This window comes from Streptomyces sp. RLB3-17 (genome assembly GCF_007113425.2).
Lineage (GTDB): Bacteria > Actinomycetota > Actinomycetes > Streptomycetales > Streptomycetaceae > Streptomyces > Streptomyces mirabilis_D.
This window is the reverse complement of the sequence record NZ_CP041610.2, coordinates 5075613-5094801: the sequence shown is the minus strand read 5'-3', so window position 1 is coordinate 5094801 and position 19189 is coordinate 5075613. Positions and strand designations below refer to the sequence as shown.

The 19189-nt window shown below is 70.7% G+C and carries 17 protein-coding genes and 1 tRNA gene; 14 read left to right on the top strand and 4 right to left on the bottom strand.

Going from position 1 to position 19189, the window contains the following annotated elements:
• Nucleotides 1-97: 97 nt before the first annotated feature.
• On the bottom strand, nucleotides 98-673 hold the full coding sequence (locus FNV62_RS23120; protein ID WP_143608357.1) for a 5-formyltetrahydrofolate cyclo-ligase: 576 nt from the start codon (nucleotides 671-673) through the stop codon (nucleotides 98-100).
• A gap of 132 nt (nucleotides 674-805) precedes the next feature.
• Here FNV62_RS23120 and galU point away from each other — a divergent pair, with 132 nt between their 5' ends.
• The 7 genes from galU (at nucleotide 806) to FNV62_RS23085 (ending at nucleotide 6346) form a co-directional block, all read left to right on the top strand.
• Nucleotides 806-1708 (top strand): UTP--glucose-1-phosphate uridylyltransferase GalU, encoded by a 903-nt coding sequence (galU, locus tag FNV62_RS23115; RefSeq protein ID WP_054233075.1) that lies wholly within the window; start codon nucleotides 806-808, stop codon nucleotides 1706-1708.
• A 4-nt stretch (nucleotides 1709-1712) separates the two neighbouring features.
• Nucleotides 1713-3035, top strand: coding sequence for a gephyrin-like molybdotransferase Glp (glp, locus tag FNV62_RS23110; RefSeq protein WP_143601916.1), 1323 nt, complete (start codon nucleotides 1713-1715; stop codon nucleotides 3033-3035).
• Between the two features lie 61 nt (nucleotides 3036-3096).
• Nucleotides 3097-3576, top strand: coding sequence for a cyclic pyranopterin monophosphate synthase MoaC (moaC, locus tag FNV62_RS23105; RefSeq protein ID WP_054233073.1), 480 nt, complete (start codon nucleotides 3097-3099; stop codon nucleotides 3574-3576).
• The gene (locus tag FNV62_RS23100) at nucleotides 3573-4085 is read left to right on the top strand and encodes a molybdenum cofactor biosynthesis protein B (RefSeq protein ID WP_054233072.1); all 513 of its coding nucleotides are present in this window, start codon (nucleotides 3573-3575) and stop codon (nucleotides 4083-4085) included. The genes moaC and FNV62_RS23100 overlap by 4 nt, the downstream gene beginning before the upstream one ends.
• Nucleotides 4082-4735, top strand: a complete 654-nt coding sequence (locus tag FNV62_RS23095; protein WP_054233071.1) for a GNAT family N-acetyltransferase — start codon at nucleotides 4082-4084, stop codon at nucleotides 4733-4735. Before FNV62_RS23100 ends, FNV62_RS23095 begins: the two co-directional genes overlap by 4 nt.
• A 177-nt stretch (nucleotides 4736-4912) precedes the next feature.
• Nucleotides 4913-6187 (top strand): gephyrin-like molybdotransferase receptor GlpR, encoded by a 1275-nt coding sequence (gene glpR / locus FNV62_RS23090; RefSeq protein WP_143601915.1) that lies wholly within the window; start codon nucleotides 4913-4915, stop codon nucleotides 6185-6187.
• A gap of 85 nt (nucleotides 6188-6272) precedes the next feature.
• Nucleotides 6273-6346 (top strand) — tRNA-Ala (locus FNV62_RS23085).
• A gap of 66 nt (nucleotides 6347-6412) precedes the next feature.
• Here FNV62_RS23085 and FNV62_RS23080 read toward each other — a convergent pair.
• Nucleotides 6413-6898 carry a GNAT family N-acetyltransferase gene (locus FNV62_RS23080; protein WP_097285085.1) on the bottom strand — a complete coding sequence of 162 codons (486 nt, stop codon included), beginning with the start codon at nucleotides 6896-6898 and terminating at the stop codon, nucleotides 6413-6415.
• Nucleotides 6899-6956: 58 nt separating this feature from the next.
• On the opposite strand from FNV62_RS23080, the gene FNV62_RS23075 reads away from it, so the two are divergent.
• A complete protein-coding gene (locus tag FNV62_RS23075) occupies nucleotides 6957-7760 on the top strand; it encodes an exodeoxyribonuclease III (protein WP_097285084.1) in 804 nt (267 codons plus the stop codon).
• A 25-nt stretch (nucleotides 7761-7785) separates the two neighbouring features.
• Here FNV62_RS23075 and FNV62_RS23070 read toward each other — a convergent pair whose 3' ends face one another.
• Complete coding sequence (locus FNV62_RS23070) at nucleotides 7786-8412, bottom strand: MerR family transcriptional regulator (protein WP_054233152.1); 627 nt, start codon at nucleotides 8410-8412, stop codon at nucleotides 7786-7788.
• A gap of 161 nt (nucleotides 8413-8573) precedes the next feature.
• On the opposite strand from FNV62_RS23070, the gene FNV62_RS23065 reads away from it, so the two are divergent.
• The 4 genes from FNV62_RS23065 to FNV62_RS23050 all read left to right on the top strand — a co-directional run bounded on the left by FNV62_RS23065 (nucleotide 8574) and on the right by FNV62_RS23050 (nucleotide 12272).
• Nucleotides 8574-10118 carry a flavin-containing monooxygenase gene (locus FNV62_RS23065; protein WP_143605440.1) on the top strand — a complete coding sequence of 515 codons (1545 nt, stop codon included), beginning with the start codon at nucleotides 8574-8576 and terminating at the stop codon, nucleotides 10116-10118.
• The gene (locus FNV62_RS23060; RefSeq protein ID WP_054233067.1) at nucleotides 10115-11044 is read left to right on the top strand and encodes an alpha/beta fold hydrolase; all 930 of its coding nucleotides are present in this window, start codon (nucleotides 10115-10117) and stop codon (nucleotides 11042-11044) included. The genes FNV62_RS23065 and FNV62_RS23060 overlap by 4 nt, the downstream gene beginning before the upstream one ends.
• Nucleotides 11041-11925, top strand: a complete 885-nt coding sequence (locus FNV62_RS23055) for an SDR family oxidoreductase (protein WP_097285083.1) — start codon at nucleotides 11041-11043, stop codon at nucleotides 11923-11925. Before FNV62_RS23060 ends, FNV62_RS23055 begins: the two co-directional genes overlap by 4 nt.
• Nucleotides 11926-12011: 86 nt before the next feature.
• Entirely contained in the window at nucleotides 12012-12272 is a 261-nt protein-coding gene (locus tag FNV62_RS23050; protein ID WP_097285082.1) for a hypothetical protein, read from the top strand.
• 159 nt (nucleotides 12273-12431) lie between these two features.
• Here FNV62_RS23050 and FNV62_RS23045 read toward each other — a convergent pair whose 3' ends face one another.
• Nucleotides 12432-15842: a S41 family peptidase gene (locus FNV62_RS23045; RefSeq protein WP_225900859.1), complete on the bottom strand. Its 3411-nt coding sequence runs from the start codon at nucleotides 15840-15842 to the stop codon at nucleotides 12432-12434.
• 345 nt (nucleotides 15843-16187) lie between these two features.
• Between FNV62_RS23045 and FNV62_RS23040 the strand changes: the two genes are divergently transcribed.
• Together FNV62_RS23040 and FNV62_RS23035 are read left to right on the top strand one after the other, a co-directional pair.
• Nucleotides 16188-16775, top strand: coding sequence for a TetR/AcrR family transcriptional regulator (locus FNV62_RS23040; RefSeq protein WP_054233064.1), 588 nt, complete (start codon nucleotides 16188-16190; stop codon nucleotides 16773-16775).
• A 112-nt stretch (nucleotides 16776-16887) separates the two neighbouring features.
• Nucleotides 16888-19107 carry an MMPL family transporter gene (locus FNV62_RS23035; RefSeq protein WP_143601913.1) on the top strand — a complete coding sequence of 740 codons (2220 nt, stop codon included), beginning with the start codon at nucleotides 16888-16890 and terminating at the stop codon, nucleotides 19105-19107.
• The last annotated feature ends 82 nt before the right edge of the window (nucleotides 19108-19189 follow it).

Here is a 19189-nt window from a genome sequence, read left to right as displayed (position 1 = left end):
ACCACGGGTCACTGAAGGCGACCGTGAGTCACTGAAGGTGACAGGTGAAAGGGCCCTCCACGCACGCGTGGAGGGCCCTTTCGTCCGCCCGGACCCGTCAGCCGAAGCGGCGCACCCCCGAAGGCGTCACCACCGCGTGTACGGGACGGTCGTGAGGTTCCGCCGGGACGTGCTCGACGACCTCCGCGTCGTACAGCAGCACCACCAGCGCGGGATCGGCCCCCGCGCGCTCCAGGCGGGCCAGCACGCGGTCGTACGAGCCGCCGCCGCGCCCCAGACGCATTCCGCGCCGGTCCACGGCAAGGCCGGGCAGCAGGACGGCGTCGGCCTCCTGGACGGCCTCGGGGCCGAGCCGCTCGCCCGCCGGCTCCAAGAGAGCCATCCTGCCGCCGTGTTGGACACGCTCCAGAGAGCCCCCTCCGGCGTACGCGCCCCAGTCCAGGTCGTTGTCCGCCAGCAGGACCGGCAGCAGCACGCGCACCCCGCGCGCGTGGAGCGCGTCCAGGAGCGCGAGGGTGCCCGGCTCGCTCCCCACGGAGACGTACGCGGCCACCGTGCGCGCGTGCGCCAGCTCCGGCAGCTCCAGCGCCCGCAGGGCCAGGGCCCCGGCGGATTCCCGCAGGTCGTAAGGTGTCAACCTGCTTCTCACCGCGAGGAATCCTCGCCGCAACATTCGCTTGTCAGGCTCTGCCGCACGTCCCACGTGGCTCACAGCTCACTCCGTACCGTTCCTTATGCGCTCATATGAGAGCTATTTAACGGGACCAACAGATTGCGCTCATAGCCACCGGATATGGTTACGCGCATGACTGAGTCGCACCCCAGGATCAGCAAGGCTGTCATCCCCGCAGCAGGCCTCGGAACCCGGTTCCTGCCGGCCACCAAAGCCACTCCCAAAGAGATGCTGCCGGTCGTCGACAAGCCGGCGATCCAGTACGTGGTCGAAGAGGCCGTGTCGGCGGGTCTCGATGACGTCCTGATGATCACGGGCCGCAACAAGCGCCCCCTCGAAGACCACTTCGACCGCAATTATGAGCTGGAGTCCGCCCTTCAGAAGAAGGGCGACGCCAGCCGGCTCGCCAAGGTCCAGGAGTCCAGCGACCTGGCCACCATGCACTACGTGCGCCAGGGCGACCCCAAGGGCCTCGGCCACGCCGTCCTGTGTGCGGCGCCGCACGTCGGCCACGAGCCCTTCGCCGTGCTCCTCGGCGACGACCTGATCGACCCCCGCGACCCCCTCCTCGCCCGCATGGTCGAGGTCCAGGAGCAGCACGGCGGCAGCGTCATCGCGCTCATGGAGGTCGAGCCCGAGCAGATCCACCTCTACGGGTGCGCGGCCGTCGAGACCACCGGCGAGGGTGACCTCGTCAAGGTGACGGGCCTGGTCGAGAAGCCGGACCCGGTGGACGCGCCCAGCAACTACGCGATCATCGGGCGCTATGTCCTCGACCCGCACATCTTCGACATACTCCGCAAGACCGAGCCGGGCCGCGGCGGCGAGATCCAGCTCACCGACGCCCTCCAGCAGCTCGCGCAGGACGAGAAGGTCGGCGGCCCCGTGCACGGCGTCGTCTTCAAGGGCCGCCGCTATGACACCGGCGACCGCGGCGACTACCTGCGTGCCATTGTCAGGCTCGCGTGCGAACGTGAGGACCTGGGCCCGGACTTCCGGACCTGGCTTCGCAGTTACGTAGCCGAGGAGATGTAGGAATTTGAGCAGCGCCGCGACCCGTGTCACCGGCCAGGACCACCTCTGGTCGGTGACCGAGCACCTGGAGGACATCCTCGCGACCGTTCGCCCTCTCGAACCCATCGAGCTGCAACTCCTCGACGCCCAGGGCTGTGTCCTGGTCGAGGACGTCACGGTGCCGGTCTCCCTGCCGCCGTTCGACAACAGCTCGATGGACGGGTACGCGGTCCGGGTCGCCGATGTCGCGGGCGCGAGCGAGGAGTACCCGGCGGTCCTCACGGTCGTCGGCGATGTCGCGGCCGGCCAGGGCGAGCAGCCCCATGTGGGCCCCGGTGAGGCCGCCCGCATCATGACCGGCGCCCCGCTGCCGCCCGGCGCCGAGGCCGTCGTCCCGGTGGAGTGGACCGACGGCGGCCTGGGGGAGGGTCCCGTCTCCGGGATGCGAGCCCGCAGTGCGGCCCCCGACGGCGCCTCCGGCCAGGTGCACGTCCACCGCCCGGCCGAGGCACGCGCGCATGTGCGCGCGAAGGGCAGCGACGTGAAGGCGGGGGACCGCGCCCTCGAAGCAGGCACGATCCTCGGCCCGCCGCAGATCGGCTTGCTCGCCGCCATCGGCCGCGGCACCGTGCGCGTGCGCCCGCGCCCGCGGGTGGTCGTCCTGTCCACCGGCAGCGAACTCGTCCAGCCCGACGAGCCGTTGGGCAGCGGCCAGATCTACGACTCCAACAGCTTCGCGCTGTGCGCCGCCGCCCGTGAGGCCGGGGCCATCGCCTACCGGGTGGGCGCGGTCGCCGACGACGCCGAGACGCTTCGCGCCACCATCGAGGACCAGCTCATCCGCGCGGACCTGGTGGTCACCACGGGCGGCGTCAGCGTCGGCGCCTACGACGTCGTCAAGGAAGCCCTGTCCTCGGTGGGCGACGAGGACGAGGAGGGCAGCGGCATCGACTTCCGCAAGCTCGCCATGCAGCCCGGCAAGCCCCAGGGCTTCGGCACGATCGGCCCCGAGCACACCCCGCTGCTCGCGCTCCCCGGCAACCCCGTCTCGTCGTACGTCTCCTTCGAGCTGTTCGTCCGCCCCGCGATCCGCACCCTGTCGGGCCTGGGCGACATCCACCGCCCCACCACCAGGGCGACCCTGGAGACGGACAAGGCGCTGACCTCGCCGGACGGCCGCCGGCAGTTCCTGCGCGGGAGGTACGCCGACGGAAAGGTGACCCCGGTCGGAGGTGCCGGATCCCACCTGGTCGCGGCCCTCGCCCATGCCGACGCGCTGATCGTCGTGCCCGAGGACGTCACCTCGGTCGAGCCCGGCACCGAGGTCGAAGTGGTCCTGCTCGGCTGAGTGCCCCGAGTGGCGGTACCGTGTCGCGCACAAGAGGCCCGACCGGGAGCGCCGCGCAGACATGAGTACGCAGGACCGACTGACCCACATCGACGAGGCGGGCGCCGCCCGCATGGTCGACGTCTCCGGGAAGGACGTGACCGCGCGCACCGCCCGCGCCAGCGGCCGTGTCCTGGTCTCGCCCCGTGTGATCGAACTGTTGCGCGGTGAGGGCGTCCCCAAGGGCGACGCCCTGGCCACCGCGCGCATCGCGGGCATCATGGGCGCCAAGCGCACCCCGGATCTGATCCCGCTCTGTCACCCGTTGTCGGTCTCGGGTGTCAAGCTTGATCTGTCGGTCGCGGACGACGCCGTAGAGATCCTCGCCACCGTGAAGACCACTGACCGTACGGGCGTCGAGATGGAGGCCCTCACCGCGGTCAGCGTGGCGGCCCTCACCGTGATCGACATGGTCAAGGCGGTCGACAAGGGGGCGGTCATCACGGACGTACGGGTGGAAGAGAAGACGGGCGGAAAGTCGGGCGACTGGAGCCGGACATGACGGCACCGTCGTACCGCGCGCTCGTGGTCACGGCCTCGAACAGGGCCGCCGCGGGGGTCTACGAGGACAAGGGCGGCCCCCTGATCGCCGAGGGCCTCACGGCGTACGGCTTCGAGGTCGACGGCCCCCGGGTGGTGCCGGACGGCGACCCCGTGGAAGCGGCACTGCGCGCGGGCGTCGACGCCGGGTACGACGTGATCGTGACGACGGGCGGTACGGGGATCTCGCCCACCGACCGGACGCCCGAGGCGACCCGGCGCGTACTCGATCACGAGGTGCCGGGCATTCCCGAGGCCATCAGGGCGTTCGGGAGAGAGAAGGTGCCCACGGCGGCGCTGTCCCGCGGGCTCGCCGGAGTCGCGGGACGGACGTTGATCGTCAACCTGCCGGGTTCCACCGGCGGGGTGAAGGACGGCCTGGCCGTTCTGGAGCCCCTTCTGATCCACGCCGTCGACCAGATCCGTGGCGGCGACCACCCCAGACCCAGCGGCAGTGGGGGTGCGAGCTGAACAGCCCATCCTGGCCCGTCGAGCTGGTGGACGGCGATGTCGTCCTTCGGCCGATAAAGGTGCGCGACCAGCGGGCCTGGCGCGAGGTGAACCGGCGCAACCGGGACTGGCTGCGGCCCTGGGAGGCGACGATCCCGCCCCCCACGCCCAGCGGTCCGATAGCGCACCGGCCGACCTACCGTCAGATGGTCCGGCATCTGCGCGCCGAGGCCAACGCGGGCCGGATGCTGCCCTTCGTCATCGAGTACCAGGGCCGTCTGGTCGGGCAGCTGACCGTCGCCGGGATCACCTGGGGATCGATGTGCTCCGGGCACATCGGCTACTGGGTGGACCAGTCGGTGGCGGGGCGCGGAGTGATGCCGACGGCCGTGGCGATGGTGACCGACCACTGCTTCCGCACGGTCGGACTGCACCGCATCGAAGTCTGCATTCGCCCGGAGAACGGGCCGAGCCGCCGCGTGGTGGAGAAACTCGGATTCCGCGAGGAAGGGCTCAGGCCGCGCTATCTGCACATCGACGGGGCCTGGCGGGACCACCTTGTCTTCGCGCTCACCGCGGAAGAGGTGCCGGAGGGGTTGTTGGGGCGTTGGCGGCGGGCACGATCGATGCAGGCCCGTTCGGAGAACCAGAGCAAGCCCGGCACTCAGTAAATGAAATGTATGTTCGAAATTGATCGGTGCGTGATCGGCTCGGGGCATTAAATTCGCGCTCCCTGCGGCCTGCTGATCGCATCGGTCACAAAAAAAGCTCGAAATATCAGCCGGATCGTGCGACACACCGGCCGAATTGGCAGATGGCCTCATGCAAACCCCTCTACCGTGTGAGACGTGAGCAGCAGCGGCCTCATCTACGCAGTCATCGTCGGGGCCTGGGCCGCCTACTTGGTGCCGATGTGGCTCCGTAGGCAGGACGAGCTGAACGAAGCCCGTCCGACGGAACGCTTCAGCACCGCCATCCGGCTGCTGTCCGGACGGGCGGGAATGGAGCGCCGGTACGCCAAGGACCTGCGGGCGCGCTCCGCCGAAGAGGGGGAGCCCAGCGCCGAGCCGGACGCCGTCACCGATTCGGTGGACGTCCGGTCCTTCGCCATGCCTCCGGTCCGGCAGCAGACCAAGGCCCAACTCCCGCCGCCCGCCCAGCCCGAACCGCAGCAGGCGCCACAGGCCGCCGCCCGGCAGGGTGCCCCACAGGGTTCCCCGGCCGTCGGCCGGGCGGTGCCGCAGCAGTCGGCCCAACCCGAGCCGAACTCGGGATCGGGCCCGGGATCCGGCTCGGGATCGGATTCACGATCGGGTTCGGCCCACTCCAGGCCCTCCAGGGTTCCGGCCGCGCGGCGGGCCTCCGCGGCGGAGGCCGCGGCGCGCGCCCGGCGCTCGAAGGTGCTCGCGCGCCGACGGCGTACGACCGTGATGCTCTTCCTCGCCTTCACGTTCGGCGCGATCGTGGCGGCCGTCGGGGGGCTCGCGTTCCTGTGGGCGCCCGGCGTGCCCGCCGTGATGCTGAGCTCGTACATCGTGTACCTGCGCGCCCAGGAGCGACGGCGCTTCACGTACACCATGGACCGGCGCCGGGCCGAGGCCGCGGCGCAGCGGCTCAGGGAGCGGCAGCCGCGCCGGCGGCCCACCCTCGACCCCGGCGCCGACGAGCCCGACGACAGCCCCGAGCCGGAGACCGACCCCGGTCTGTCCGCGCTCGCGGCCGACCGCCGCGCCCTCGTCGAGCAGACCGACCACGCCGAGTGGGTCGACCAGCAGCGTGAGCGTCAGCGGGGCCCCGGCCGGGGTGACAGCTGGGACCCGGTGCCGGTTCCGCTGCCTACGTACGTGACCGCGCCGGTCGCGCCCCGGGCCACGTCCAGTGTCGATCTGGGGGCGCCGGACGCGTGGAGCTCGGCGCGCTCCAGCGCCGCCGAGCCGAGCGAGCCGGAGGCGGAGCCCGCCGCCGAGGAGGGCCACGAAGCCGCCGAGACGGCCGAGGCCGCCGACGACGGTCGCAGTGACGCCCGGCGCGCCGCGTCCGCCCGGCGGGCCCGTGAGCGCGGTCGCACTCCGCTGTTCGACCAGTACGAGGACGGCGAACGGCCGCGCGCCGCCAACGAATGACCAGGTGCTCTGGAGCCCCGGCTGACCTGCCAGGAACGGATTTCCAAGCACCCCGACGGGGATGCTAGAGTTTCACTCGTTGCAAGGGCCTGTGGCGCAGTCCGGTAGCGCACCTCGTTCGCATCGAGGGGGCCAGGGGTTCAAATCCCCTCAGGTCCACTGCAATTCAGAACCCCGTCGGATTCGTCCGGCGGGGTTCTTGCCTGTTCGGCCGCACTCTCTCGTTCACTGAATGGTCAGCGGCTTGGCGTAGCAGAGGCTCAGTTCGTGGAAGCGGTAGTAGCCGAACTTGGCACAGGGCTCGTAGCCGCTGGAGAGGTAGAGGGCGACCGCCTCGGGCTGCTTGGCGCCGGTCTCCAGGACCATGCGGGTGCGGCCGGCCGCACGGGCGTCGTCCTCCAGGGCGGCCAGGATGCGGCGGGCGAGGCCGAGACCGCGGGCCTCCGGGGTCACGTACATGCGCTTGAGCTCGGCGTCGCCGTCCGCGTACCCCTCGTCGTTCCTGTCCTGGCCGCGCCAGCCGCCGGACGCGATCGGGCGGTCCCGCTCGTCGTAGGCGAGGAGGTACAGGCCGAGCGGCGGCTTGAACATCGACGCGTCGAGCGGTGTGACATCGCCCTCATCGCCGTAGCGCTCGGCGTATTCGGCCTGCACCTGGTCGTTGAGCTTGACGGCGTCGGGGTGGTCGTACGGGACCGGACGGATACTCATGCGGGGTATCGTACATCTATGCACCCTCTGGGTGGAATGGATTAAGTATCGTGCCCGGGTGCTGACTGTTACCTCGGTGAATGTGAACGGGCTCCGGGCCGCCGCGAAGAAGGGCTTCGTGGAGTGGCTCGCCGAGACCTCCGCGGACGTGCTGTGCCTTCAGGAGGTGCGGGCAGAGCCCGGGCAGCTGCCCGAGGAGGTGCGGGCGCCGGAGGGGTGGCACGTCGTGCACGCCCCCGCGGCGGCCAAGGGGCGCGCGGGCGTCTCCCTGTACACCCGGCGCGAGCCCGACCGGGTGCGGATCGGGTTCGGGTCCGAGGAGTTCGACTCCAGTGGACGCTACGTCGAGGCCGACCTCCCCGGTGTCACCGTCGCCAGCCTCTACCTGCCCTCCGGCGAGGTCGGAACCGAACGACAGGACGAGAAGGTCCGGTTCATGGACGAGTTCCTCGCCCACCTGAAGGAGCTGCGCGAGCGCGCCGCCGCCGACGGGCGCGAGGTCGTCGTCTGCGGCGACTGGAACATCGCCCACCAGGAGGCCGACCTCAAGAACTGGCGTGCCAACAAGAAGAACTCCGGCTTCCTGCCCGAGGAGCGCGCGTGGCTGGGACGGGTCCTGGACGCGGACGACGGCGGGTACGTCGACGTCGTACGGGCGCTGCACCCGGACGTCGAGGGGCCGTACTCGTGGTGGTCGTACCGGGGACGGGCCTTCGACAACGACAGCGGATGGCGCATCGACTACCACGTCTCGACGCCGGGGCTCGCGGGCAAGGCCGTGAAGGGGTTCGTGGAGCGGGCGGCGACGCACGCGGAGCGCTGGTCCGACCATGCGCCGGTGACGGTCGTCTACAAGCTGTAGCCCCGCAGCCGCCGGTGACGGTCGTCTACGAGCTGTAGTCCCGCAGCCGCCGGTCCAGAGCCATCGACAGTTCGGCCTCCACCACGCTCTTCGCCAGGGGGCGTAGGCGTTTGAGGTCTTCGGTGGTGCGGTTCTCCGTGAGGACGATGCCGGCGAAGAGGTCGGCGAGGGCGTCGGCGTGGTCGCGGACGCGGCGGGCGGCGGTGAGGACGTCGGCCAGGGGGATGCCCTCGCGGACCAGGGCCGCCGAGACGTCGAGCAGACGGCGGCTGATGTGGACGATCTCGCCGCCGTCGGTGCCGAGATAGCCGAGGTCGAGGGCCGCGGCGAGGTTCTCCGGGGTGGCCTGGCCGGCGAAGACGTCGGCGAGTTCCTCGGGGGAGAGGCGGACGGGGGTCTCCTCCGTGGGCTCGCCCAGGCCGAGGAGTTCACCGACGTCACGGCCGTGGTCGAAGGCCTCGGCCAGCTCCGCGATGCCGTTGAGGGTGTGGCCGCGTTCCAGCAGCGCCGAGATCGTGCGCAGGCGGGCCAGGTGTGTGTGGTCGTACCAGGCGATACGGCCCTCGCGGCGGGGCGGCGGTATCAGCTTGCGCTCCCGGTAGAAGCGCAGGGTGCGCACGGTGATGCCGGCCTCCTTGGCCAGCTCCTCCATCCGGTACTCACGCTTCTCCGCCACGTGCGAAACCCTACGTCGTACCGTCGGTAACTTTCGTGGTCGCAACCCTACCCATCAGTACGGAGCTGCTCTACGCTCCCATTGCGCCAGTGTTCACTGGCAGAGTCGGGCGGCTAGGGAGGCGTGGGATGGTCGGGATGACCGAGCACGAGCATGTGCGCGTCGCGGTGATCGGGTCCGGGTTCGGCGGTCTGGGGGCCGCGGTGCGGCTGCGCCGCGAAGGGATCACCGACTTCGTCGTCCTGGAACGGGCCGGAAGCGTCGGGGGTACGTGGCGGGACAACAGTTATCCGGGGTGCGCCTGTGACGTGCCCTCACACCTGTACTCGTTCTCGTTCGCGCCCCACCCCGACTGGCCGCGCACCTTCTCGGGACAGGAGCACATCCGGGCCTATCTGGAGCACGTCACCGACGTCTTCGGGCTGCGCCCGCATCTGCGCTTCGACTCCGAGGTGAAGATGATGACGTGGGACCAGGAGAAGCTCCGGTGGGGGATCGAGACCAGCCGTGGCTTCCTCACCGCCGATGTCGTCGTGTCCGCGACCGGACCGCTCTCCGACCCCAAGATCCCCGACATACCGGGGATCGACTCCTTCCCCGGCAAGGTCTTCCACTCGGCCCGCTGGGACCACGACTACGACCTGCGCGGCAAGCGCGTCGCCATGATCGGCACGGGCGCCTCCGCCATCCAGATCGTGCCCGCCATCCAGCCCGACGTGTCCCGGCTGACCCTCTTCCAGCGCACGCCGCCGTGGGTGATGCCCCGGGTCGACCGGGCCATCACCGGCGCTGAACGGTGGCTGCACAGGCAGCTGCCCTTCACCACACAGGCCCGGCGCGGACTGCTGTGGGGGATCAGGGAGCTGCAGGTCCAGGCGTTCACGAAGCGTCCCGACGAACTCGGCCTCGTCGAGCGGCTGGCCGGGCGGAACATGGCGCGGGCCGTCCGGGATCCGGCGCTGCGGGCCAAGTTGACCCCCGACTACCGGATCGGGTGCAAGCGGATCCTGCTCTCCAACACCTACTATCCGGCGCTCACCCGGGCCAACGTCGACGTCGTGGCCTCCGGGCTCGCCAAGATCGACGGCTCCACGCTCGTCGCCGCCGACGGCAGCACGGCCGAGGTCGACGCGATCATCTTCGGTACGGGCTTCCACGTCACCGACATGCCGATCGCGGACCGGGTCGTCGGAACGGAGGGCAGGACGCTCGCGGAGGTGTGGCGCGGCGGCATGAAGTCGCTGCGCGGGGCCACCGCGGCGGGGTTCCCCAACTGGATGACGATCATCGGTCCGAACACCGGGCTCGGGAACTCCAGCATGATCCTGATGATCGAGTCCCAGCTGAACTACATGGCCGACTATGTGCGGCAGTTGGACGTCCTGGGCGGACGCGCGGCTCTCGACGCCCGCCCCGCCGCCGTGGAGGGCTGGAACGACAAGGTCCAGAAGCGGATGCTGCGCACGGTGTGGAACACCGGCGGCTGCACCAGCTGGTACCTCGACGCGAACGGCCGCAACACCACCATCTGGCCCGGCACGACGACCGAGTTCCGTAGCGCCACCCGGCGGGTGGACCTGGGAGAGTACGAGGTGCTGCGCGCCCCCAAGCCGAGCACGCCCGAGTCGCGCACCAAGAACTCCGGCACAAAGGGCACCAAGAAGGTGGAGGCGGGAGCGTGAGTCGACTGACGCATGTGGAGCACGGGGCGTACGCGCCGCCCGCGCCCGCGCGCGAACTGACCGCCGTCTCCGCCGACGGCGCCCGGTTGCACGTGGAGGTGCACGGACCCGAGGACAATCCGGCCGCGCCCGTCGTCGTCCTCGCGCACGGCTGGACCTGTTCGACCGCCTTCTGGGCGGCGCAGATACGGGACCTCGCCGTCGACCACCGGGTGATCGCGTACGACCAACGCGGGCACGGCCGCAGTCCCGCGAGCGAGGCGTGCACCGCGGACGCGCTCGCCGACGACCTGGAAGCCGTGCTCGCGGCCACGCTCGCGCCCGGCGAGAAGGCCGTGCTCGTCGGGCACTCCATGGGCGGGATGACGCTGATGGCGGCCTCGGCGCGGCCGCGTTTCCAGGAGCACGCGGTGGCGGCCCTGCTGTGCAGCACGGGCAGTTCGCGGCTGGTGGCCGAGGCGCGGGTGGTGCCGATGCCGGCCGGGTGGCTGCGGACCCAGGTGACCAAGAGGATCCTCGGGTCCGCCGCGCCGCTCGGGCCCGTCACACCGCTCGCCCGGCGGATCCTCAAGTACGCGACCATGGGCGCCGGTTCGTCGCCGGGCATGGTGGAGGCGTGCGCGCGGATCGTGCACGCCTGTCCGCGCACGGTGCGGCACGCCTGGTCGAAGGTGCTCGACCTGCTCGATCTCGACCACGGCGTGCGGGCGTTGACGGTGCCGACGGCCGTGGTGGTGGGTACGGCGGACCGACTGACGCCCGTGGTGCACGCGCGCGCCCTGGTCGCGACCCTGCCGAACTGTGTCGGCGTCACCGAACTGACCGGGCTCGGGCACATGACACCGGTGGAGGCGCCGGAACTGGTCACCGCCCGCATACGCGAACTCGTCTCCACCTACGCAGAGATCAAGGAGGGCAGCGCATGACCAAGGTGAGCCTGGAAGGGCAGGTCGCGGTCGTCACGGGGGCCGCGCGGGGCGTCGGTGAACTCCTCGCCCGTAAGCTCTCCGCGCGCGGTGCCAAGGTCGCGCTGGTCGGCCTGGAGCCGGACGCGCTCAAGCAGGTCTCGGACCGCCTGCACGGCGAAAGCGGCTTCTGGCACGCCGATGTCACCGACCACGAGGCGATGGCCCAGGTCGCGGCCGAGGTGAAGGAACGGTTCGGGAAGGTCGACATCGTCGTCGCCAACGCCGGTGTGGCGAACGGCGGTCCCTTCGTCGAGTCCGATCCCGCCGCCTGGCGACGGGTCATCGAGGTCAACCTGATCGGATCGGCGGTCACCGCGCGGGCGTTCCTGCCCGTGCTCATGGAGAGCCGGGGGTATCTGCTGCAGATCGCCTCGCTCGCGGCCATCACCCCGGCGCCGATGATGACGGCGTACTGCGCGTCCAAGTCGGGCGTGGAGGCGTACGCGCACAGCCTGCGTGCCGAGGTCGGCCACAAGGGCGTACGGGTCGGGGTCGGCTACCTGTCCTGGACCGACACCGACATGGTGCGCGGGGCCGATCAGGACGAGGTGATGCGGGAGTTGAGGCAGCGGCTGCCGTGGCCGTCCAACAAGACGTATCCGCTGGGGCCGGCCGTCGACCGCATCGTCGCGGGGATCGAGCGGCGGTCCAGTCATGTGTACGCACAGTGGTGGCTGCGCGGGATGCAGGGCGTCCGGGGCTACCTCCCCGGGATCATCGGGGCGGTCGGACAACGGGAGATGAGGCGGTTCGAGCCGCGGCTCAAGGGCGTGAGTACGGGGCTCGTGGGTGCCGGCGGGGCGGCCGACGAGCAGCGCCAGCAGGGGATATCACCGTGAGTGACTGATCGAAATGCGTGCGTAGTCCGTGCGTGTAAGTCTGGTCGAGCCCGATCCCCCTCACCCACAAATGGGAGTGAAACCTCATGGGCAAGAAGGACCAGATGCAGAACAAGGCCGAGCAGATGAAGCAGCAGGGCAAGAAGAAGATGGGCCAGGACATCGGCCACGAGAAGGCCCGTCCCGGCGAGCACTCCCCGCAGCCGGGTGCCCGCACCTCGCAGCAGGGTGCGCGTTCCCCGCAGTCGGGTGAGCGCTCCCCGCAGAGGGGCGACCGGACGATCCCGGAGACCGAGCGCACGCAGCGTGAGGCGAAGGAGCGGCTCGACCAGGACTACGACGTCTGACGGTTCGCTGCGCCGGCTTAGGCCGAGTTGTGGGGCGCCCCTGTTGGTTGGGGGCGCCCCACGCTTTTGGTTGGCGTCGGGGGTGCGTTGTCCGGTGCGGGTTCTGTGTGGCCGGGCGCGCAGTTCCCCGCGCCCCTTCAGGGCGCTTGTCCCCTCCCGCTATTGAGATCTCGGGGGGAGTTTTGGTCTTGATCTGTCGGGGGCGTTTGTGTAGTCGGGTGGGGAGGCCGCGTGGTGGGTGGTCAGGAGGTCGAGGGCCAGTTGGATGGCGGTGTCCATCTCGGTGTGGTGGCCCTCCGCCCAGTCCAGGGGGGTGCGCAGGACCGCCAGGTCCGGGGGGACGCCCTGGTTCTCGACGGACCAGCCGTACGCGTCGAACCAGGCCGCGTTCATCGGCACCGTGATCACCGTGCCGTCGCCGAGCCGGTGGCGGCCGGTCATGCCGACGACTCCGCCCCAGGTGCGCTGGCCGACGACGGGGCCGAGCTTCAGCAGCTTGAACGCGGCGGTGATCATGTCGCCGTCGGAGGCGGTCGCCTCGTCGGCGAGGGCGACGATCGGGCCGCGCGGGGCGTTCGAGGCGTACGACACCGGCTGGGCGTTGCGAGTCAGGTCCCAGCCGAGGATCGTGCGGGTGAGCGTCTCCACGACGAGTTCGCTGATGTGGCCGCCCGCGTTGCCGCGCACGTCGACGATCAGCGCGGGGCGCGAGACCTCCAGGCGCAGGTCGCGGTTGAACTGGGCCCAGCCCGAGCCGCCCATGTCGGGGATGTGGAGGTAGCCGCACCGGCCCCCGCTCAACTCCCGGACGACCTCGCGGCGTTTGGCCACCCAGTCCTGGTAGCGCAGGGGGCGCTCGTCGATCAGCGGGACCACGGCCACCCGGCGCGAGCGGCCCTCGCCCGCCTCGGGGGTGAACGTGAGCTCCACCGTCGTACCGCCCGCGCCCGCGAGGAGGGGATAGGGGCCGGTGACCGGGTCGACCGGGCGGCCGTCGACGTGGGTGAGGACCGCGCCCTCGCGGATGCCGGTACCGGCGAGCGGCGAGCGCGCCTTGGAGTCGGAGGAGTCGCCGGGAAGGATCCGCTTCAGCGTCCAGCTGCCGTCGCGCCGGACGAAGTTGGCGCCGAGCAGGCCCTGCCAGCGCTGGTATTGGGCCGGGCCCTCGTTGCGGCGGGCGGCGGCGACGTAGGCGTGGGAGGTGCCGAGTTCGCCGAGGACCTCGCGCAGGAGGTCGGCGAAGTCGTCGGGGGAGGCGACCCGTTCGACCAGCGGGCGGTACTGGGCGAGCACACCGTCCCAGTCGATGCCGCACATGTGGGGTTCCCAGAAGTAGGCGCGGGTGAGGCGGCCCGCCTCCGCGTAGGCCTGGCGCCATTCGGCGGGCGGGTCCACCTCGTGGATGATGCGCCGCAGATCGATCCAGACCGTCGAGTCGGAGTCACCGACCTCGGTCGAGGGGACCGCTCGCAGGTCGCCCTCGTCCACGACGACCAGCCGGGAGCCGTCGCCGCTGACCGCGAACCAGTCCAGGTGCTGGACGAGTTCGGACTTCTTCGCCTTGCTGATGTTGAAGAACTCCAGCGTCGGCCGGCCCGAGGTGTCGTCTGGGTTGACGAAGGTCTCGCCGAGGGCCCCCGAGATCGGCCAGCGCAGCCAGACCAGGCCGCCGCCCGCGACCGGGTACAGCGCCGAGTACTTGGAGGCGGTGACCGGGAAGGGGGTCACCCGGCTCTCCAGGCCTTCCAGTTCGACGCTCACCGCGCCGTCCGCGCTCTCGTCCTCGATCGGGTCCAGGCCTCCGGCGACCGGCCGCCCGTCGGGGTTGAGCGCGAAGGGGGAGGGGGTGGCGGAGGACAGGGGGACGAGGTAGGGGCGGCAGCCGAGCGGGAAGGAGAGGTCGCCGGTGTGGACGTCGTACACCGGGTCGAAGCCGCGCCAGGAGAGGAAGGCGAGGTAGCGGCCGTCGCGGGTGAACACGGGGTTCTCGTCCTCGAAGCGGCCGTTGGTGACGTCGACGATGAGCCGGTCCTTTATGCGCGCGATCTTGATCTGGCGCAGGGAGCGGCCGATCCCAGGGTGCGACCAGGTCAGCCAGGCCCCGTCCGGGGAGAAGGCGAGGTCCCGGACCGGTCCGTTGATCGAGGTGATCAGCTCGGTGACCTCCCCTCCCTCGGCCCCGGTCGGCGAGGTGTCCTCGGAGTCGGTCCCGGAGGCTTCCTCGGACTCGGTCGGCGACGTGTCGCCGGGCTCTGTCCTGGCGGCTTCCTCGGACCCCGTCTGCGAGGTCTCCTCGGACTCCGTCCGTGAGGTGCCCTCGGGCTCCGGCTCCGAGGTGGTGCTGTCGGGTTCTGTCGGGGAGGCTTCCTCGGGCTCCGTCCGGGACGTGGACGGGGACGTGTCCCCGGCGGACTCCTCCGTCGCGTCGAGGATCAGCAGGCGTCCGTCGTTCGAGGCGATCGCGAGGCGTTCGCCCTGCGGGTCGGAGACCATCTCCAGTACGCGCCCCAGCTCGCCGGAGGCGAGGCGGCGCGGCTCGCGCTGGCCGGAGGCCCGGGGGAGGACGGCGATCTCGACCGCGTCCTCGCCGTCCGCGTCGGTGACGTAGGCGATCCGGCCGCCGGAGCCGAGCATCTCGGGGAGCCGGACGCGTACGCCGGGGGTGTCCGCGATGGTGCGCGCGGGGCCGTCGCGATGGGTGAGCCAGTGCAGGCTGCCGCGTACGACGACGGCGCTGGCCCGGCCCGTCTCGTCGACCGAGATGCCGTCCACGTGCTGCGCCGCGGGCACCTGGTACGTACGGCGTCCCGCGCGCGGACCGCCGAGGCGGACGTCGAGGCGGCGCGGGACCGAGTCCGGGGACAGGTCGTCGACGATCCACAGGTCCCCGGCGCACTGGTAGACGACGCGGGTGCCGTCGCTGGAGGCGTGCCGGGCGTAGAAGGCGTCGTGGTCGGTGTGGCGGCGCAGGTCCCCGCCGTCGTACGCGCACGAGTACAGGTTCCCGATGCCCTCGTGGTCGGAGAGGAAGGCGATACGGCCGCCGACGAACATGGGGGAGTCGAGGTGGCCGTCGAGATCGGCGAGCAGTCGCCGTCCGTGCAGCCAGAGCCGGCCGGTGGCGCCGCCCCGGTAGCGCTTCCAGGCGGCGGGTTCGTGCGGCGGGGTGCCGGTGAGCAGGAGCGTCTTGTGCTCGCCGTCGAGGTCGGCGACCTGGATGGCGGAGACCGGGCCCCAGGGGAGCGCGCCGCCCGGGTCGCCGTCGGTGGGGACCTTGTAGGCCCAGGTGAAGTACGAGAAGGGCTGGCCGTGGGAGGCGACGGCGAGGATGTCGCTGTGCCCGTCCTTGTCGGGTGGCGACCAGCCGCAGACCTGGGTGTCCGCGCTGCCCCAGTAGGTGAGCCGGCGGGAGGGGCCGCCGTCCACCGGCACCAGATGGATCTCCGGCACGAGGCTGCGCCAGCTCGTGTACGCGATGAGCCGGCCGTCGGGGGAGAAGCGGGGGTGGCCGACCTTGGTCCGGTCGACGGTGAGCCGCCAGGCGCGGCCCGGCGCGTCGAGGGGGGCCATCCACAGGTCGTCCTCGGCGGCGAAGCAGAGGTGGTCGCCGCTGAGATGGGGGAAGCGGAGGTAGCCGGCGTTGCCGTCCGTCTGCGGAGGGTGGGAGGTCTGCGGGTGGTCTGTGGCTGGTCGCGCGGGTCCCCGCGCCCCGGACGGGGCGCTGTGCGCCTTCTCGTACGCATCGCTCACCTACCCATGCTTTTCCTCCCGGAGGCGCCCGGCAACTTGTGAGTAGGTGTCTTTTCGGATGTGCGTGACCCAGCACACGTACGAAACGGTTTCGTTTCTTTGAAACTCGGGGTATCTTCATGGGTGTACGAAACCGTGTCGTCCGGAGCAGAGAAGGTGAGTGGGATGGCTGAAGCCGCAACGGTGCGTCGCAGTCGGATCACCCCCGAGCGCGAGGCCGAGCTGTACGCGGCCGTGCTCGAACTGCTCCGAGAGGTCGGCTACGACGCCCTGACCATGGACGCCGTCGCCGCCCGCACCCGGTCGAGCAAGGCCACCCTCTACCGCCAGTGGGGCGGCAAGGCCGAGCTCGTCGTGAAGGCGCTGCGGCACGAGAAGCCGATCACCAGTGACATCGACACCGGGTCCCTGCGGGGCGACTTCCACGCCATGGTGAGGCGTGAGGACGACTGCCACATGGAGCAGAACTCCGCGCTGATGCGGGGTCTGGCCACGGCACTGCACGGGAACCCCGATCTCCTGCGCGCCTTCCGCGAGTGGATCATCGAGCCGGAGACCGAGATGCTCCGCGAGATCCTGCGGCGGGCCGTCGACCGAGGCGAGATCCGGGCGGACAACCCCGCCCAGGACTACGTGCTGCACATGATGATCGGCGCCTTCGCGGTGCGCGGCATCGTCGACGAACTGCCACCCACCCAGGACTTCCTCACCTCGTACATGGACGCCGTGATCCTCCCCGCTCTCGGCGCCTGAGCCTGCCCGACCTTCAGTAACGCCTACGTGCACCTGACGCGACCGCTCACGTCGTCGGGCTGATCTCCCCTGCCCAGCTGCCAGCAAACGACCTGACCGGGAGTACGCCCTCGTGGCCACATTCCTTTACAAACTCGGCCGATTCGCCTTCAGGCGACGCCATTTCGTCGCCCTGATATGGGTGGCCCTGCTGACGCTGGCGGGTGTCGGCGCCGCCTCCGCGCCCACCGCGGGAGCGTCCTCTTTCTCGATCCCCGGCACCGAGGCGCAGAAAGCTTTCGACCTGCTGGAACAGCGCTTCCCCGGGATGAGCGCCGACGGCGCGACCGCGCGTGTGGTCTTCAAGGCGCCCGCCGGCGAGAAGATGGGCGACAAGACCAACAAGGCGACCGTCGAGAAGACCGTCAAGGCGCTCGGCGACGGCTCCGAGGTCACCTCCGTGTCCGACCCCTTCAAGTCCCACGCGGTGAGCAAGGACGGGTCGGTCGCCTACACCTCGGTGAAGTACAAGGTGTCCGGCATGGAGTTGAAGGACTCCTCGAAGACCGCCCTGGAGGAGGCCGCGCAGCAGGCGCGGGACGCCGGGCTGAGCGTCGAGGTCGGCGGTGACGCGCTCCAGGCGACGCCCGAGACCGGGTCGACCGAGGTCATCGGTATCGCGGTCGCCGCGGTCGTGCTCGTCATCACCTTCGGTTCGCTGATCGCGGCCGGGCTGCCGCTGCTGACCGCGCTGATCGGCGTCGGTATCGGCGTCTCGACGATCACGGCGCTGGCGAACGCGCTGGACCTGGGCACCACCACCTCCACCCTGGCGATGATGATCGGCCTCGCGGTCGGCATCGACTACGCCCTCTTCATCGTCTCCCGCTACCGGGCCGAACTGGCCGAGGGCCGGGAGCGCGAGGAGGCGGCCGGACGGGCCGTCGGCACGGCGGGTTCGGCGGTCGTCTTCGCCGGTCTGACGGTCGTGATCGCGCTGGTCGGTCTGTCGGTCGTCAACATCCCGATGCTGACGAAGATGGGTGTCGCGGCGGCGGGCACGGTCGCCATCGCGGTACTGATCGCCCTGTCGCTGATTCCGGCCCTGCTGGGCTACGCGGGCCGCAAGGTCCAGCCCGCGGGCAAGAAGAGCAAGCTCCTCGGCGGTGGGCGTGCCGCGAAGAAGGCGGGCAAGCCCAACATGGGCACCCGCTGGGCGAGCTTCGTCGTGCGCCGGCCGCTCGCGGTGCTGGTGCTCGGTGTGATCGGCCTGGGCGCCGCCGCGCTCCCGGCGGCCTCGCTCCAGCTGGGTCTGCCCGACGACGGTTCGCAGCCGACGTCGACCACGCAGCGCCGGGCGTACGACACGCTGTCCGACGGCTTCGGTCCCGGCTTCAACGGCCCCCTGATGCTCGTCGTGGACGGCAAGTCCAGCGACGACCCCAAGGCCGCGGCCACCAAGGTCACCGACACGGTCAAGGACATGAAGGACGTCGTGTCGGTCAGCCCGGCGGCGTTCAACAAGGCCGGGGACACCGCGACGATCACGGTCATCCCCGACTCCAAGCCGTCCTCCGTCAAGACCGAGGACCTGGTGCACGCCATCCGTGACGCGGGCGGCAGCATCACGACGGAGACCGACGCGAAGGTGCTGGTCACCGGTACCACCGCGATGAACATCGACTTCTCGCAGAAGCTGAACGACGCGCTGATCCCGTATCTCGCGCTGGTCGTCGGCCTCGCCTTCCTCCTCCTGATCGTGGTCTTCCGCTCGATCCTGGTCCCGCTGAAGGCGGCGCTCGGCTTCCTGCTGAGCGTGATGGCGGCGCTCGGCGCGGTCGTCGCCGTCTTCCAGTGGGGCTGGCTGTCCGGCCTCCTGGGCGTCGAGGAGACCGGCCCGATCATGTCGATGATGCCGATCTTCATGGTGGGTGTCGTCTTCGGTCTCGCGATGGACTACGAGGTGTTCCTCGTGACCCGGATGCGCGAGGCGTACGTCCACGGGGAGAAGCCCCACCAGGCGATCGTGACCGGGTTCAGGCACGGCGCACGGGTCGTCACGGCGGCCGCGGTCATCATGATCGCCGTCTTCTCCGGCTTCATCGGCTCCAGCGAGTCGATGATCAAGATGATCGGCTTCGGCCTCGCGATCGCGGTCTTCTTCGACGCGTTCGTGGTCCGCATGGCGATCGTCCCGGCGGTGCTGGCCCTGCTCGGGAAGAAGGCCTGGTGGCTGCCGAAGTGGCTGGACCGGGCGCTTCCCAACGTGGACGTCGAGGGCGAGGGCCTGCGCACGGCGGAGGAGAAGGCCGGCGGAGGCCGGGACGAGGACCGGGAGCTGGTACGGGTCTGAGGCCTGACCGTCTGGGCGTCCGGTTGACCGGCTGAGGTGGTGAGGGGCACCCCGCGTTGCGGCGGGGTGCCCCTTCGCCATG

Coding starts and splice junctions, on each gene's coding strand:
- galU (WP_054233075.1), top strand. CDS start 806: ATGACTGAGTCGCACCCCAGGATCAGCAAGGCTGTCATCCCCGCAGCA.
- FNV62_RS23055 (WP_097285083.1), top strand. CDS start 11,041: ATGACCAAGGTGAGCCTGGAAGGGCAGGTCGCGGTCGTCACGGGGGCC.
- FNV62_RS23045 (WP_225900859.1), bottom strand. CDS start 15,842: ATGGCCCCCCTCGACGCGCCGGGCCGCGCCTGGCGGCTCACCGTCGAC.
- FNV62_RS23040 (WP_054233064.1), top strand. CDS start 16,188: ATGGCTGAAGCCGCAACGGTGCGTCGCAGTCGGATCACCCCCGAGCGC.
- moaC (WP_054233073.1), top strand. CDS start 3,097: ATGAGTACGCAGGACCGACTGACCCACATCGACGAGGCGGGCGCCGCC.
- FNV62_RS23050 (WP_097285082.1), top strand. CDS start 12,012: ATGGGCAAGAAGGACCAGATGCAGAACAAGGCCGAGCAGATGAAGCAG.
- FNV62_RS23065 (WP_143605440.1), top strand. CDS start 8,574: ATGACCGAGCACGAGCATGTGCGCGTCGCGGTGATCGGGTCCGGGTTC.
- FNV62_RS23080 (WP_097285085.1), bottom strand. CDS start 6,898: ATGAGTATCCGTCCGGTCCCGTACGACCACCCCGACGCCGTCAAGCTC.
- FNV62_RS23070 (WP_054233152.1), bottom strand. CDS start 8,412: ATGGAGGAGCTGGCCAAGGAGGCCGGCATCACCGTGCGCACCCTGCGC.
- FNV62_RS23100 (WP_054233072.1), top strand. CDS start 3,573: ATGACGGCACCGTCGTACCGCGCGCTCGTGGTCACGGCCTCGAACAGG.
- FNV62_RS23120 (WP_143608357.1), bottom strand. CDS start 673: ATGTTGCGGCGAGGATTCCTCGCGGTGAGAAGCAGGTTGACACCTTAC.